The sequence below is a fragment of the Trinickia caryophylli genome, assembly GCF_034424545.1.
Taxonomy (GTDB): Bacteria; Pseudomonadota; Gammaproteobacteria; order Burkholderiales; family Burkholderiaceae; genus Trinickia; species Trinickia caryophylli.
Genome location: NZ_CP139971.1, coordinates 526,845 through 542,717, shown reverse-complemented (window position 1 = coordinate 542,717; position 15,873 = coordinate 526,845). Strand labels below are relative to the sequence as shown.

The following is a 15,873-nucleotide window of genomic DNA, read 5'->3' as shown; positions in this document are numbered from 1 at the left end:
ATGAACAAGTTCTATCTGGCGGGCGCGCTGGCGGCCTGTGCGATTGCCTTGCTGCTCGCGGGCTGCGACAAACAGAAAATCGCCGACGTGATCGACTCGATCAAGCCCGATTCCCTCTTGCTGCGCAACCTGCAGCCAGGCATGACGACGGTCGACGACGTCCGGCGCCAGGTCGGCAAGCCGGAAACGGCGCGGCGCGGCGCGGCGAAGACGGCTCGTTGCGCTACGAGTACCCGCGCGGACCGAACGGGACCACGACCTACATGTTCGACTTCGGCCCCGACGGCCGGCTGCGGGCGGTCACGCAGGTGCTGACGGCCGAGAACTTCGCCCGGTTGCGGCCCGGCATGACGAAGGACGAGACGCGCAGGCTGCTGGGCAAGCCTACGTCGATCGCCGTGTACGCGCTCAAGCCCGAGGAGGTATGGAGCTGGCATTGGGCTGACGGCGGTTATCCGGGCGATGCCATGTTCAACGCGCATTTCTCGGCCGACGGCGTGCTCGTGACCACGTCGCGCTCGGAGGTGCCGGGGCACGAAAAGCCGTGAGCGGCGAGGGCCGCGCCGTGCCGATAAAACCGCGCGCGTGTTGTCATGCTGCAACGCGGCATGACGAAAAAGACAAGTATTCCCCGATTCGTTAAAAAAATGATGCGGTGCACTAGACGAACCTAGGGAAAGTACCTAGAATGGTGACTAGGGAAAACCCTTAATCGACCGGGAGCCGTCATGAACCTCATCTTCGCTTTGTTTCAAAAGATCAGCGATTTCTTCGCCTCCCCGCATCTCCCGCTGGATTCGGACTACTCGTATCAGGCTCGCCATCAGGAAGCCGAGCGGATCCGTCGCATGCATGCGACGTTGTTCGGTGTCAATCTGATCGACTGATTCCACGCCGGCGAGGCGGCGCCCCCTGGGGCGTGCGCCCGCGCGGCGTCTGGGCCGTGCTTTCGTAGCGATCGCGCCGCAGGTTGACCGGCGCACGCGCCGCCGGCCGTCTTTATCCGCTGAAGTTCGTTTTGTCTCGGGGCTGCTGCCTCGCACCGATCGGCATCCGCGCTGCGCGGTCGCCCTTCCGTTCGACGGGCGCGCGCAATACCCGGCGCATTTTGCGCACTACCCGTACAATCGCGGTTTTGCAATCGGCTTATCACCCGAGCGATCCCATGCCGCACACCGCCCCCGCACAAAGAACAGGCCTCGTTATCCTGGCGCTTGCCGTGGGTGGTTTCGCGATCGGAACAACCGAATTCGCGACGATGAGCCTGCTGCCGCTTTTTGCCCAGGGCCTCCGGATCGATGCGCCCACGGCCGGCCACGCCATCAGCGCCTACGCACTCGGCGTAGTGGTGGGCGCGCCGGCCCTGGCGGTGCTTGGGGCCCGGCAGGACCGCCGTACGCTGCTGATCGCGCTCATGGCGATGTTCGCAATCGGCAACGGCTTGAGTGCGATCGCGCCCAGCTACGCGTGGCTGCTCGTGTTTCGCTTTCTGAGCGGACTGCCGCATGGGGCCTATTTCGGCGTAGCGGCGCTCGTCGCGTCGTCGCTCGTGCCCGAAGACCGCCGCACCGTCGCGGTCGGGCGTATGTTCCTTGGGCTCACCTGCGCGACGATCATCGGCGTGCCGCTTTCGAACTGGCTTGGACATGCGGTCGGCTGGCGCTGGAGTTTCGCGTTCGCGGGCGCGCTCGGCGTGCTGACGATGACCTGTGTCCGGTTTTGCGCGCCTGCCACGCCGGCCGCGCAAGGCGCGAGCCCGCTGCGCGAGTTGAGTGCGCTTGCACGCCCGCAGGTGTGGCTCACGCTAGGCATCGGCGCCATCGGTTTCGGCGGCCTTTTCGCCGTCTACACTTACCTGGCCGACATCCTCGCCGAAGTGACGCACGTCTCGGTCACGACCGCACCGCTCGTATTGAGCATATTCGGTGTCGGGCTGACCATCGGCAACCTCGTCGTCCCGCTCTTCGCCGACCGCGCGCTGATGCGCACGGCCGGGCTGCTCCTCGTGTGGAGTGCCGTGACGCTGCTGCTTTTTCCTCTCGCTGCAACGAACGTCTGGACGATTACGCTCGACGTGTTCCTCGTGGGAATCGGCGGCGCGCTGGGCACCGTGTTGCAGACCCGGTTGATGGACGTTGCCGAACACGCGCAAGGCCTGGCGGCGGCGCTCAATCATTCGGCGTTCAACACGGCCAATGCGCTGGGGCCGTTCCTCGGCGGGATGGCGATCGCGAGCGGCTACGGCTGGACTTCGCCGGGCTGGGTCGGCGCGCTGCTGGCGCTCGGCGGGCTTGCGGTTTGGGCCTGGTCGGGGCTCCTCGAGCGCAGGACCGCGAGCAGCCTTGCGCCTGCGGTCACGTGCGGTATTTGCCCCAAGGCGGACGCCTGAGCACATCGCCGTCTCGGCGGTTTTCTTCTCCTCCCTCGTCTTGCCGCATCCGCTGAGTATGCGACGGCGCGTGCGGTGATTTTTCTCGAACGAAGCGTTCGGAATTTGTCACTTGTTCAGCCGTTTATGGCTTCTTAGGATCGGCTTCACCTTCGTGATGCCGATGCCGCAAGGGAAAACATCGGGCTCGCGTCGGTCTCCCTCTTTCGACCGGGGCCAGACCATGATCGACGTTGACCGGCAACGCAGCGCACCTCTCGTGGTTTTCGTGCTGCTCTACATCGGCTTTTGCATTTCCTACATCGATCGCGCTGCGATATCGCTTTCGCTCGTCCATATCGGCAAGGATTTCCATTTGAGCCCAGCCGCGCTCGGCGTCATCGTCAGCACGTTCTATCTCAGCTATGCCGCGATGCAGATCCCCGGCGGATGGATTGCCGATCGATGGGGCAGCAAGGTCGTCGTCGTGATCTCGATCGCGTTCTGGTCGCTCTTCACGCTGCTCACGGGCTTCGCGTGGTCGCTCGCATCGCTGATCGCGATCCGTTTCATCTTCGGGCTCGGGGAGGGCGGGTATCCGTCCGCCTCGGTCAAGGGGATCGCCGAGGCGTATTCGCGCGCCGACCGCCCAAAGATGTCGGCATTGCTCGTTTCGTCCAACTACGTCGGCAGCTTCATTGCGCCGCTCGTCATGGCGCCGCTGATTCTCGCGCTGGGCTGGCGGCATGCGTTCGCGGCGATCGGCGTGGCGGGCATCGTCTTCGCGTTCCTCTATCTGTTCGTGGTCAAGGGCGTGACGCCCGAGCGCCGCAGCCGCGCCGCCGGCCCTGCACAGCCGGCAAGCGCCGCCGCCGGGCGAGCGACGGCGCGCACGCTGCTCAAAATGCCGCTGATGTGGAAGGTGTTGATCGTCTGGTTCGGCATGGGCATCGTCAATAAAGGGCTCGACGCCTGGATGCCGGCGTATCTGCTCACGGTGCGTCATCTCGACCTCAAGGCGGTCGGCATGCTCGCGCCGTTGCCGTTCGTCGCGGCCAGTATTTCCACGGCCATCGGCGGGTGGGTCATGACGCGGTTCTTCGACGGCAGGGAAAAGCTGCTGTTGACCGGCTGCTGCGTCGTCACGGCGTGGTTTGTCTTCAAGATGTACACGGCCGAGACCGTGGCCGGCGTCATCGCTTATCAATCCATCGCCTATTTCTTCAAGTCGTTCGTGCTCGCCGTCGTCATCGCCTTGCCGACGAAGATCCTGCCGCAGCGGCTCGTCGGCACCGGGATCGGCATGGTCAATTTCGGCGGGCAACTGTCGGGTTTCGTCGCGCCGGCCGTCATCGGCTTTCTCGTCGCGTATTCGGGCACCTACGACGCGGCGTTCGGCTTTCTCGTCGTCTCCGCGGCGGTGGCGGCCCTCGTCAGCATGACGATCAGCGCTGCCCGCATACGCGACGTGCACACGGCGAGCGCGCAGGAGGCGTGACGGCAGGCGCGCCGTTGGCGCTATGATGTGGCGACCTTCACCCCTCCCAAGAACGTCGTCATGAGTGCGCGAATCCTGCAGGAGGCGGCGGTCCGTTATTTTCTCGAGGTCGTCGATACGGGCTCGATCAGCGATGCGGCGGTCCGCCTTCATGTCGTGCCATCGGCGGTGAGCCGGCAGATTGCGCGGCTCGAAAGCGAACTCGGCACCGCGCTTTTCGAGCGGCAATCGCGCGGCATGGTGGCCAGCAAGGCGGGCGAACTTCTCGCCGCCTATGCGCGACGCTCGATGCTCGACGCGGAGCAGGTCAGCGCCGAAATCGAGGCGCTGCGCAGCGACGCGCAGCATATGATCCGGCTCGCCTGCACCGAGGGGTTCGTGGGAGATTTCCTGCCGCCTCTGATGGCGAGCTTCAGGCGCGAAGTTCCAGCCGTGCAGTTCGAGCTCGCCGTCGATTCGGCCGGGGGCGTCACGCAGCGCGTGAGGCAGGCCGATGCCGACGTCGGGCTTACATTCAGCTTCGGGCCCGCCGCCGACATCGAAGTAGCGTATGCGATGCCCTCTCCGGTACTGGCCGTGGTTGCCGCGGGGCATCCGCTCGCATCGGCGCCGCGCGTCTCGTTTCGCGAGTTGCTCGATTATCCGCTCGCGCTGCCTGGCCCGAACTCGACCTTGCGCAAGTTGTTCGATGTGTACTGCAGCCGTGAGGGCGTGGCCTGCAAGAGCGTGCTGAGCAGTGAAACGCTCGAGGCGCTGTTGCGCTTCGCCATGGCCAGCGATGCGATCGCGTTTTGCGGAGAGCTCGCCATTCGGCACCGGCTTGCGTGCGCGGAGTTGATCGCATTGCCGGTGCCGGAGCTCAACGTCAGCGATCGCTCGATCGAGGTACAGACACTCGCGCGGCGGCAGATCGCTCCACTCATGCGGCGCTTTATCGATCTGGTCGGCAAGGCGCTGCCGGCTCCTGCCCGCGTTGTCGAAAAGTAACGGCAGCGTTCGGTATTTGTCACTGGTTCGGGGTGGCCGCTTTCGCTACATTCTCAGCGAACCGCCGATACCGGAACGAGGATGCCCCTACATGTCGACCCGAAACGAACTGATCGCCCTCAGCGCAACGAAGCTTCGCCGTCTGCTCGATGCGCGCGAAATCTCGGCGAGCGAACTGCTCGAGGCCTGCATCCAACGGATCGAGACGCTCAACCCCGCGGTCAACGCATTCACGGCAACGTGCTTCGAGCGCGCGCGGCGCGAAGCGGCCTCCGCCGATGAGGCGCTTGCGCGCGGCGAGCGCCGCGGCCCGCTGCAGGGCCTGCCGATCGGCATCAAGGATCTCGAGGAAACCGAGGGTGTTTTGACGACTTACGGCTCGCCGCGCTTTCGGGGATATGTTCCCGATGCGGACAATGCGCTCGTCGCTCGCCTGCGTGCGGCGGGGGCGATTGTCGTCGGCAAGACCAACGTGCCGGAGCTTGGTGCCGGAGCCAATACGTTCAATCCGGTCTGGGGCGCCACAGGCAATCCATTCGATCCGCGCTTGAACGCCGGTGGATCGTCGGGAGGATCGGCCGCGGCACTCGCGCTCGATATGGTGCCCGTGGCGTGCGGCTCGGATACCGGCGGCTCGCTGCGTATTCCTGCAGCAAAGTGCGGCGTGGTCGGACTGCGCACGTCACCCGGGCTCGTACCCAGCACGCGCAAGCCGCTCGGCTGGACGCCGCTGTCCGTCGTCGGGCCGATGGGGCGCAACGTCGAGGATACATGGCTGCAGTTGCTGCCGACTTTGGGCGTGTCGGGCGGCGATCCGCTCAGCTATTCCGCCCCCGTGCCCGCGGGGATCGACGATACGCCGCAGACAGATCTGTCGCGTTTGCGCGTGGGTTATACGGAGGATTTCGGCGTTTGCGAAGTGGACGATGCGATTCGCCGCGTGTTTCGCGCGCGCGTGAGCGCGCTGGCGTCGAATTTCGCCTGCTGCGAGCCGCTCGAGTTCGATCTCGCCCATGCGCATCGCTGCTTCGACGTGCTGCGGGCCGAGGCCTTCGTGGCAGGGCTGCGCGAGGCCTATGAGCAGGATCCTTCCTCGCTGGGCCCGAATCCGCGCGCGAACTACGAGATGGGCGCCAGCATGACGCTCGCCGACTGCGTTTGGGCCCATGCCGAGCAGACGCGCATTTTCCGGCGTTTCCAGCAGCTTTTCGATCGTTACGATCTCATCGTCGCACCGACGACGCCGGTCTCGCCGTTCCCTTGGCGGGAGCCTTACCTGAAGTCGGTCAATGGGGTCGCGCTCGAGAACTACTACCGGTGGCTTTCGCTGACCTACGTCGTGACGCTGGCAACGAATCCCGCCTTGTCGCTGCCTTGCGGCGTGGACCACAAGGGCATGCCGTTCGGCCTGCAGTTGGTCGGGCGCTTTCGCGGCGACTTCGAACTGCTGGCGGCGGCACGCTCTATCGAATCCGTCTGCAATGCCTCCGCGGAGTTGCGCCGGCCGGTGCCCGATGCCGCCCGGCTCGCCGAGTCGCAAGTCGACCTGCGTGCGATCGTCACGCATCCGCCGCTCGTGGCCGCGAGCGGGCAGACGGTGGACGAACCACGCAAGGCCCGGCCCGGCGTGTGAGTTATGCGCGGCGCTTACAGCATGCGCTGCAATACGTCGTCTTTCAGCACGAAGCGATGATAGAGCGCCGCTGCGACGTGCGCCGCGATCAGCACGAGCAGCACCCAGGCGAGCGCGCTATGAACGTCGCCCATCTCGTGCCCGAGCGCCGAGCCTTTCGCGCTCAACGCCGGCAGGCCCACGAGCCCCAGCACCTTCACGTCCCAGCCGCGCGACGAGGCATTGGCCCAACCCAGCAGCGGCACGGCGGCGAGCGCGGCGTACAGCAGCGTATGCGTGAGTTTCGACGCAATGCGGTGCACGGGAGCGAGCGTGTCCGGGGGCGGACGATGCGTGGCGCGCCAGACGATGCGCAAGACGACGGCGGCCACGAGGGTGGCACCGACGCCGAGATGCCACGCGATGAGGCCTACGGGCAGCGTGTCGCGATGGACCTCGGGCATGGTCCAGCCGATGACGAACTGTGCGGCAACGAGCAGCGCGACGAGCCAATGCAAGGCTCGCGCGACACTGCCGTAGCTGTTGACGGTGGTTGGGCGATAAACGCTCATAATGCTCCCTGGAAGAAAAGTAAAATCGGCGGTTGCGGCGATCTTGCCAAACCAAGCTTATCGCAACCTTAAGCAGCCCAAACCATTCCGGGCAGCGTTCGCATCAGTACAGCAGGAAGCGCGAGCGCCGGGCCGCAAAGGATGCCCGCTGAGCGTCGAGCACCGGCTGCAGCGTCTCGAGGCTCGCGCCGTTCCTGAGCGCTTCCCATACCGTTGTCGAACCGATCGCATCGCGTGTTGCGTCGAGATCGAACCGATCCGGATAAAGCTGGCGAAGCGCGATGGCTATGCCGAGGCCGAGCATCCCTGAGGGGGCGGACGCCATGTCGCGGGCGATCGCGACGCCATGGCAGAGCTTGCCGCGGTAGGTCGATTCCAAAGGCACGAAATCCACCGGGCGAAAGCGCGCGCCGAGCGCCCGTGCGTTCAGCGCTTGCGCCAGCGCCTCGCCGTCCATCCACGGTGCGCCGATCTGCTCGAACGGGCGGGCGGTGCCGCGGCCGACGCTGAGGTTGGCGCCCTCCAGCAGCGCGAGGTCGGGATAGAGATCCAGTGCGGCCAGCGTGCGCAGGTTCGGCGAGGGCGGGACCCATCCGAGACCGGTGTCGGCGAAGCGCATCGCGCGCCGGTAGCCTTGCATCGGGATCACGTGCAACTGCGCGCCGATGCCGCGCTCATCGTTCAGAAGCGTGGCGAGCTCGCCCATCGTCATGCCATGCACGAGCGGCAACGGGTGGTAGCCGGTGAACGATTCGCGGTCCGCGTCGAGCACGGGGCCGCCGAAGGTGTCAGCACCGAGCGGGTTCGGACGATCGAGCACGAAGAGCGGGATCCCACGCGCCGCCGCCGCTTCGAGCGCATAGCCGAGCGTCGTCTCGTAGGTGAAGAGGCGCACGCCCGCATCCTGAAGATCGACGACGAGTGCATCGAGACCATCGAGCGAGGCAGGCGCGAAACGCCGCGTGCCGCCATACAGGCTGCGTACGGGCAAGCCGGTCGCGGCATCGCGCGCGTCGGGCACGCGTGCGTCGCGGTCGGTGGCGAGGCCGTGCTCAGGCGAGAACAGAGTGACGAGCGTCAGCCCCGGCGCTTGAGCCAGGAGGTCGATGGTCCGCCTGCCGGCGTGGTCGAATCCGCTGCGGTTGGTCAGCAGCCCGACTCGCATTCCGGCGAGCGGCGCAAAGGCCTGCGCCTGCAGCACGTCGATGCCGCTCAGAACCGGGCCATGCGAGGAAGGCGGCCGCCGAAACGCGTCGATGGCCGGTGCGGCGAGCGGCAATGCCCGGGCGATGTCGTCCGAGCCGGTTTCCTTGCCCCTGCTGGCGAGCCAGCCGACGATCTGCGCCCGCAAGGGACGTGCATCGCCGCTTTCGTACGGATGCACGCGGTTGCTGAGGATGATGACGAAGCGCTGCGTGACGAAGTCGATCCACAGCGCGGTGCCGGTGTAGCCGGTATGCGTCAACGCGCCGAGCGGCGCAAGCCGGTCGCGATTCGGTACGAGCGGAGCGTCGAGCGCCCATCCGAAGCCGCGCCAAGGCAACTCGCCGGGCGGCGAGCGCGGTACCGTCAGCGAAGCGACGGTGGAAGACCGCAGCACCCGCGCGCCCTCGAGCCGGCCGCCGCCGAGCAGCATGCGCGCATAGCGCGCGAGATCGTCTGCCGTCGAAAAGAGGCCGGCGTTGCCGGCTACGCCGCCCATCGCGGCCGCGGTCGGGTCGTGCACACGGCCCTCGCGCATGCCGGCGCCATCGGGCGTGGTCGGCGCGCTGCGCGCCATGTGCCCGAGGTCGGGCACGAACTGCGTATCGCGCATCGCGAGCGGGGCAAAGATGTGTGCGCGAGCGTAATCGTCGAGTGTCCGGTGCGTGATGCGTTGCACGAGTTCGCCGAGGACGACGAAATTGATGTCGCTGTAGATCACGCGCGCGCCAGGCGCGGCGTGCAGCCGCTCGGCCAGGACTTCGCGCAGCACGCCGGGACGCGAGCGGTTGCGTGCGGCGAGGGGAACGTCGGGGGCGAGCCCCGAGGTGTGCGCGAGCAACTGGCCGACCGTGACCGTGCCCTTGCCGTTTGCCGCGAATGCGGGCCAGTATCTTGCCACGGGGTCATCGAGCCGAAGCCGGTGCGTTTCGACGAGCTGCATGACCGCCGTGGTCGTGCAGATCGCTTTCGTCAGCGAGGCGAGATCGAACACGGTGTCGATCGTCATCGGCTCGTGGCGGGGCGTCGTGGCCCGCTCGCCGAATGCCGCACGATAGAACACACCGCTTGCATCGCCGATCGCAACGACCGCGCCAGGTATCCGCTGCGCGGCGATCTCGTGCTCGACGATGGTGTTCAACTCCTCGCGTGCAGCATCGGGAATATCGGCGGCGACAGCGCTCAGCGGAACGAGCGCGACCGTGAGGGCGACGGGCAGGGCGAGCAGGCGGGCCCTCAGATGAACGAAAGAGCGCCCGACGGCTTCGCTCAGCGCGGAAGCTGCTCGCTCTCGTAGTGATTTCGAGGATTCCATAGCATCCATCCGTCCGAGCCTTCGGCTTGTGCCGCGTCGATTTGCGCACGGATTTCGTCGGCGCCGAATGCGCGCCGATCGAATGCATAGTCGCGAAACGCTTGCAGCCACGGCCGAAAGCGTACCCCGGGCAGACCAGTTCGGCGTTTGGCTTCGGCCAGCGAGCGCCGAACGATCTGCCCCGGGGCGCTCACAGGGTCGTGCAGCCCCGGCAAGCCCCAGGTGAAGCCGGATGGGTAGAGCATCGGCGATATATAGTCGAGCGGCGCCGCGAGCGTCTCGAGCTGTTGCCCGATAGCCGTATCGTCACGATTCCAGCATACGTAGCCGAAAATGTCGGCGGCAAGGAAAACGTTGTACGGCTGGAGCCGCTCGCGTGCCGCATCGAGAAAGCCGACGATCGCGGCCACGCGGTTGGCGCGCGTGTTGGGCATCGAGAAGTGCACGCCCGCCGAGTCGGGAAAGCGGACATAGTCGAACTGTATTTCGTCGAAACCGGCGCGGGCCGCCTCTTCGGCGAGATCGATGTTATGGCGCCATACCGCGTTGATAAAAGGATCGACCCAGCGCAGACCCTCGCGGTCGTGCCATGGCTCGCCCGCGGCGTCGCGCACGGTCCACTCGGGATGCGCGGCGGCGAGCGGGTCGTCCTTGAAGACGACGATGCGGGCGATCAGGTACAGATTCCGGCGATGCAGCGATGCCACGATGGCCCCGAAGCGATCGGTTTCGGGCGACGGGGCCGAGACATGCGCGTTCGCGCCAACGGCTTCGCGTGCGGCGCTGTGATAGGGGGTGATGCCTCGATCGCCCTTCATGTCGATCACGAGCGCGTTGACGGCCGTTGTTTCGGTGAGGGCGACCGCCGCATCGCGCAGCGTCGTGCTCGTTGCGCCGAACGCGGACAGGTAGACGGCTCGCGGCTTGAAAGGCGCGAGTGCGATCGTCAGCGGCCCATCGCCCGATACGGTAACCGTCTGCCGCAAGTAGCCGGGCGCGCGTGCCGATATCGTCGCGGCGGTGTGCTCGCTCGTGAAGCGTCCGGCGGCATCGCTGCGCCAGATGCCGCTGGCTGCCGTCACGACGGCGCCCGCGATCGGCTGACCGGTTCCGGCGTCGACGACCGTGCCGGTGAAGGCGTTTGCCGGCGCGCAGCCGACCGAGAGGGCGAACAGGGCGGCGAACGGCGCGGCGAACGCGGCGAGTCGGGTCCATCGGCGCGCGTTCATGGCTGCTTCTCCGGTTCGGGCCGCCGTTCGGCGGCGGGTTCGCCGAGCAGGCGGCCGAGGACGGCAGGCGTGACGCCATCCGTGATGAGAAAGCGCGTCACCGCGTAGCGGTGCGACTGCTTGTCTGCTAACCGTGCGCCGAGTGCGAATGCGGCGCGATAACCGGCTTGCGCCGCAAGACCCTCCAGCTCTTCGTCGACGATGCCGAATGGCCAGGCGAGCAGATCCACGCTTCCGCCGAGCTTTTGCTCGATGCTCGCGCGCGAGCCTTGCAGTTGTTTTTCGGCGAAACGCCTGAAATCGTCGGGCGTCCTCTGCCTGCGCTCGACGTTGAAGTTCGGATGCCAGTACGTGTGCGACTGCACGTCGAACATGCCCGTGTCGCGCAGGCGAGCGAGCTCCTCCCAGGTGAGCGCATATGAGGCGTTCGAGATCGCCGACGGGTAGATGAAGAGCGTAACGGGCAGGTGCTCGCGCAACGCGATCGGCCGCAGCACGTCCTGCACACTGCGGTGGCCGTCGTCCACGGTCAATGCAACGGGTTTGTCGGGCAACGTTGCGCGGCGATTCTCCAGCCAGTCCACGACGTCCCGCAACGCGACAAAATGGTACCCATGCGCGCGCAGGAAGGCGAGTTGCGCCTCGAACGTGGTGACGCGCACGGTCATCGAGTCGTTCGGCGTATCGGCGAAGCGATGATAGGCGAGTACCGCGACGCGCTGTTCGCTCCGCGCCGCGTGCGCTGCCGGACCGACTCCGAGTCCGAGCAGCAGGCCGGCGGCCACGACGGCGAGCATTGCCTTTGCGAACGGGCGATACGAGCCATCCGACCCGGCGCGGCCTCGATTCGACGAGATTCTTGCGAGCAACCTTCACTCCGTCGAGCATATGTCCAGCTTTCATCATCGCGTCGGCAAACGCAGCCGGGCGTGATTTGGATCAAGCGCAATGCAACGAGCAAGGCGGGTGGCGGGCGGCATGTTGCCGTTGCCCGCCAATTCGAAGTCGACCGGCTCGGCGTCAATTCTTAAATTTTGTTAAATGGGCCCGGGCTAAAACAGCATTGGAATCGACTTGTTTCTCTGTGGCCCCGAATAGATGGAAAATTCGGGGAATAACGGAATCGCCGCCGCGTCATTGTTAAAAATCGTTACGTTCCTCTTTCCGTGTGCCGTTGCACCGTTTGTCGAGGCATAATTGACGGCAAATTTTGCTTCGCCGAAAACGTATTGCTTTTCGAAAATTCGGAGAGATCTTCGTGCCGCTTGACAGCGAATAGGGTCTTTACTAGATTAGTGGGGCGATCCGGCTGGCGGAGTATTTAATAACGCACGTGCGAGGGGCCGGTTCGTTTGTCTCTATTGACGGGCATCTTTTATAAGACTGAATTGGGGCCTTTGCAGAGGGTTGCCGCTTTGTTGCGCCGCATTGTTGCGCTTTTGTTGGGCTTTTCTTGCGCTTTGTTGCCGCGGCGGTAATCGCTTGCATATCTAACGGGCATGCTATTTCGCTGCAGACACGGCGAGTCCGTTTCATACAGAGTGCGTCGGCCACCGTCGATTTCGCGAGGAGAGATCTCATGCTGGCTGGGCGGCGCGATTCAAGTCATCGCGACCCTTGAAAGGTCGGCACGCCCGCTGGCCGGCGAGGTGTCGCTGTCTTTGGTTGTCGGGCTGAGCGGACGTCCCCCATCTTTGCGAGTAAGGCGAGCCGGTAGGGTTGCGCTCGTCCAATGGCCGGGGCACCTGCGCCGTCTCGGTCGGCCGCATCGGGAAGTCATCAGCATTGGATCGCCATTGAGCCATTTGCGCCTGCTGCTGCGCGGCGGGTACGGGGAAAGCCATGGATACCGACGTGATGTATGTGACGGATGAGAGCGTTCGTCAGCCGCTGACGCGCGAACCGCAGCCTGGCGGCACGATTCGCTACGGCGATCGATTCGTGCTGCGAAGCTGCGCGAGCGTCGAGCCGCGGTTCGTATCGATCGTTCGGCGCAAGGCCGGCAAGCGCGTGCCGTCCGCGCTGAGTGTGAATGCCGGCTTGTCGGGCGCCGGTGCACAGGCGGATGCGGTCTGGACCTTCGTGCCGGCCACGCGCGCCAAGAATCGCGTTGGCGAGCCGGTTTCGTTCGGCGATGCGGTTCGTCTGCAGCTTTTCGACTATTGCGGCAATTACCGGTTGCTGGCGATGGGCGAAGCCGATTCGGGCAGTGTGACGGCGCTGAGAGCACCATGCGCACGCGATCTTTCCACCTGGTTCGTGGCGTGCACCGGCGCCCTTCGCGCCGATGACCAGGGGCAGATGCTGCCCTCCGGCCCCGTCAACCGGTATCTTCGATATGGCAAGGACTGTTACATCACGCTGACCCAGGCCGGCCGCTATCTTTGCCTCACACCGGCAGCGCAGGGCACGAATTCTCATGGCATCGGCACGCTCTCCGATTGGCCGCGCACGGGGCTCGCCATCTTCTGGCATGCCGACCGGTGTACCGACGATGCGCGCTAGGCGCGCGTGCCGCTGCATTCGGCACGGGGCGCACCACGCGGCGCAGCTTGACGTGCGTCAAGGATCGCGCCGCGGCTCGATGATGTACTCCCGGCAACGCAGTGCATCGAGGGCCCGCCATGACCGAAATTGTGACGCTCACGCTCAATCCGGCAGTAGATCTCTCGTTCAGCGTCGAGCGCATGGTCGACACGCGCAAGCTTCGCCGCAGCGATCCGCGCAAGGACGCGGGGGGCGGGGGAATCAATGTGGCACGTGTCGCCCATCGGCTTGGCGCAGACTGCCTGGCACTTTATGCGGCGGGCGGGGAGACGGGGCGGTTGCTGCGCGCACTGCTCGAGGCCGAGGAGGTGCCGGCATGCGAGCTCGCGATCGCGGGCGACACACGCGAGAACATTGCCGTACTCGAACGATCGACGGGACGGGAATTTCGCTTCGTATTGCCGGGACCGCGCGTTTCGCAGCCAGAATGGCTGGGCGTGCTCGAGCATATCGATGCACTCGCACCCGCGCCGCATTATCTGGTGGCGAGCGGCAGCCTGCCGCCGGGTGTGCCGCCGGATTTTTATGCCAGGCTCGCCAGATCAGCGCGCGCGAAGGGCTACCGCTTGGCCGTCGATGCGTCAGGCGAGGCGCTCGCGGCCGCGCTCGCTGAAGGCGTTTATCTCGTCAAGCCAAGTCTCGATGAGTTGCGCGAGCTGACCGGAAAGCCGTTGATTTCGCAGACGGATTGGCGCGACGCGGCGTGCGGGATCGTGCGCAGCGGGCAGGCCCGCGTCGTGGCGCTGACGCTCGGCGAACGCGGCGCGCTGATCGCCACGCTCGACGAAGTCGTCGTCATGCCGGCACTGCCCGTTCGCGTCGTGAGTGCCGTCGGGGCCGGAGACAGCTTTCTCGCTGCACTGATCTGGGCCCTCGCGCGCGGTTCGAGCGCTCAGGATGCGCTGGCATATGGATTGGCAGCGGGCGCGGCCGCCGTGCTCAACGCAGGTACCGTCCTCGCCCGAGCCGAGGACATCATGCGCTTTTATTGCAACGCGCCAAAACCCACGTGAGCGTGGGCGCGCGGGGCCGCTGAAGTTCCTTCCGATGAAACGGGAGTTACAGTTGATTACAAAGCGGCACGTGCCATGCGTCGCGTGTTTCAAACAAAAAAAAGGCGCCCCCGCAGGGGCGCCGATGCTCGTTTCATAGCTTGGCCGGCGCGGCGTCAGCAGTTGCCCTTCTTCGCCTGGCCGGGCGGGCAAAAGCCGTTGCCGGGACCGCCCTGCGGGCGCACGACCACACCCGGCTGGTCGGGCACGTATACGGCGCAGCCGCTCAGGATGCCGCCCGCGATAGTCAGGACTACGATCATTTTTTTCATTGAGGTTTTCCCCGGTTGTGGAGGGGCGTTAGCCCCTCCCGTGTGACGAGCTGTGCTCAGAAGCTGAAGTTGGCGGTTTGGGCGCCGCTCGTGATATTGACGCCGGTCGATTGGGTTGCGCCCGAAGCGGCGTCTGCCTCGATCGTGTAGAGGCCCGCCGATGCCGTCGCCGCGGTGAGCGAGACCGGCAGGGTTCCCGTGTAGGCGCCTACCATCGGGGCGGCGACCGGCAGGCTCATCGAATAAGCGCCCGTTGTCAGGTTCGCGTTCGTCGAAGCGATTTCGTAAGTGCCTGACGTGGTCGTCTGCAGCGCGCGCAGGCTCGCGTATGCAGAGGCGGTTGCCGTGCCGCTGACGGTATTCATTGTCGAGGCCGCCAGTGTGATCGGCGTGGAGGAGGTCGAGACGTGCGTCGTGGCGCCCACGAGGACGGGTACCGAAGTCACGACGCCCGTGGTCTCATTCGTCTGAGCAATGACGATGTCGTAATTGCCGTTCGTCGTGCTCTGCACGAGCGGCGACAGCATGAAGTGTCCTGTGCTGTCGGCCACCGTGCCACGTATGACCTGGCCGTTTTGCTCCGCATAAACGGTTGCGCCTGCCTGGCCGGTCGCGACGTAGCCGTCGATCGATCCGCTGACCGCGGTAGGCGTGGCGGTCACGACCGGCTTGAGCGCGTACGAGCCGTTGCCTTGCAGCACGACCGACTTGCATGCGTTGAAGTCGAGTACGAGGTCTACGGTCTGGTTGGCCGGCACCGTGAACGGACGAATGATCTTCAGACCGCTTTGCACCGCGCTCGGCGTGGCCAGTGCCTGCTCGGTGGTCGTTCCCGATACCACGACGGAATTGGCCAGCGTATTGCCCTGGTTCGAGGCGAGCACGAGTCGCACTTGCTGATACTGGCCTGCGGGAAGCGTGGTTTGCCCGAGCGTGGTCAGTACGCCGTTGGTCAGCGTGAGCAAGTCGATCTTCTGCGGCGTGGCAAGCGTGATGTCGCTCCATCCGCCGTCGCCGTCGCCCGCCGCCGAACTCGTGTTCACGCGCACTTTGCTGACGGTCACGTAGACGTGATCGAAACCGCACGCGGGTGCGTCGGTCATGTGAACGCTGAGCGTGCCGGTCGGCGTGCCGCCGTCGCCCCCACCGCCACAGGCGGCGAGCGCCATCGAGGCGAAGAGTCCGCATATCAGGGTTTTCCGCAAGCCGTTCATCGCA

Annotated in this window: 13 protein-coding genes and 1 pseudogene; 8 read left to right on the top strand and 6 right to left on the bottom strand. The window is 65.6% G+C overall.

Annotated features, from left to right (window positions below):
- The 6 genes and pseudogenes from U0034_RS29260 (at nt 1) to U0034_RS21660 (ending at nt 6,486) form a co-directional block, all read left to right on the top strand.
- Nucleotides 1–548, top strand: a pseudogene (locus U0034_RS29260) (hypothetical protein).
- Nucleotides 549–728: 180 nt separating this feature from the next.
- Nucleotides 729–887 (top strand): hypothetical protein, encoded by a 159-nt coding sequence (locus U0034_RS21680; protein WP_170151690.1) that lies wholly within the window; start codon nt 729–731, stop codon nt 885–887.
- A gap of 278 nt (nt 888–1,165) precedes the next feature.
- A complete protein-coding gene (locus U0034_RS21675) occupies nt 1,166–2,389 on the top strand; it encodes an MFS transporter (protein WP_085225458.1) in 1,224 nt (407 codons plus the stop codon).
- Between the two features lie 223 nt (nt 2,390–2,612).
- Complete coding sequence (locus tag U0034_RS21670) at nt 2,613–3,866, top strand: MFS transporter (protein ID WP_085224901.1); 1,254 nt, start codon at nt 2,613–2,615, stop codon at nt 3,864–3,866.
- Between the two features lie 60 nt (nt 3,867–3,926).
- Nucleotides 3,927–4,853, top strand: coding sequence for a LysR family transcriptional regulator (locus tag U0034_RS21665; RefSeq protein WP_085224903.1), 927 nt, complete (start codon nt 3,927–3,929; stop codon nt 4,851–4,853).
- A 91-nt stretch (nt 4,854–4,944) separates the two neighbouring features.
- A complete protein-coding gene (locus tag U0034_RS21660; RefSeq protein ID WP_085224905.1) occupies nt 4,945–6,486 on the top strand; it encodes an amidase in 1,542 nt (513 codons plus the stop codon).
- A gap of 14 nt (nt 6,487–6,500) precedes the next feature.
- On the opposite strand, the gene U0034_RS21655 is transcribed toward U0034_RS21660, so the two are convergent.
- The 4 genes from U0034_RS21655 to U0034_RS21640 form a co-directional block, all read right to left on the bottom strand.
- Nucleotides 6,501–7,037: a cytochrome b gene (locus tag U0034_RS21655; RefSeq protein ID WP_085224907.1), complete on the bottom strand. Its 537-nt coding sequence runs from the start codon at nt 7,035–7,037 to the stop codon at nt 6,501–6,503.
- A 103-nt stretch (nt 7,038–7,140) separates the two neighbouring features.
- Complete coding sequence (locus U0034_RS21650; protein ID WP_085225460.1) at nt 7,141–9,555, bottom strand: exo-beta-N-acetylmuramidase NamZ domain-containing protein; 2,415 nt, start codon at nt 9,553–9,555, stop codon at nt 7,141–7,143.
- Nucleotides 9,510–10,784: a putative glycoside hydrolase gene (locus U0034_RS21645; RefSeq protein ID WP_085224909.1), complete on the bottom strand. Its 1,275-nt coding sequence runs from the start codon at nt 10,782–10,784 to the stop codon at nt 9,510–9,512. Before U0034_RS21645 ends, U0034_RS21650 begins: the two co-directional genes overlap by 46 nt.
- On the bottom strand, nt 10,781–11,581 hold the full coding sequence (locus U0034_RS21640) for a polysaccharide deacetylase family protein (RefSeq protein WP_085224911.1): 801 nt from the start codon (nt 11,579–11,581) through the stop codon (nt 10,781–10,783). The genes U0034_RS21645 and U0034_RS21640 overlap by 4 nt, the downstream gene beginning before the upstream one ends.
- Before the next feature lie 1,045 nt (nt 11,582–12,626).
- On the opposite strand from U0034_RS21640, the gene U0034_RS21635 reads away from it, so the two are divergent.
- Both U0034_RS21635 and U0034_RS21630 read left to right on the top strand, forming a co-directional pair.
- Nucleotides 12,627–13,289: a hypothetical protein gene (locus tag U0034_RS21635; RefSeq protein WP_085224914.1), complete on the top strand. Its 663-nt coding sequence runs from the start codon at nt 12,627–12,629 to the stop codon at nt 13,287–13,289.
- Nucleotides 13,290–13,408: 119 nt separating this feature from the next.
- The gene (locus U0034_RS21630; RefSeq protein WP_085224916.1) at nt 13,409–14,344 is read left to right on the top strand and encodes a 1-phosphofructokinase family hexose kinase; all 936 of its coding nucleotides are present in this window, start codon (nt 13,409–13,411) and stop codon (nt 14,342–14,344) included.
- A gap of 155 nt (nt 14,345–14,499) precedes the next feature.
- Here U0034_RS21630 and U0034_RS21625 read toward each other — a convergent pair whose 3' ends face one another.
- Nucleotides 14,500–14,655, bottom strand: coding sequence for a hypothetical protein (locus tag U0034_RS21625; RefSeq protein ID WP_102622889.1), 156 nt, complete (start codon nt 14,653–14,655; stop codon nt 14,500–14,502).
- A gap of 56 nt (nt 14,656–14,711) precedes the next feature.
- Nucleotides 14,712–15,869, bottom strand: coding sequence for a DUF4382 domain-containing protein (locus U0034_RS21620; protein WP_085224919.1), 1,158 nt, complete (start codon nt 15,867–15,869; stop codon nt 14,712–14,714).
- Nucleotides 15,870–15,873 lie beyond the last annotated feature (4 nt).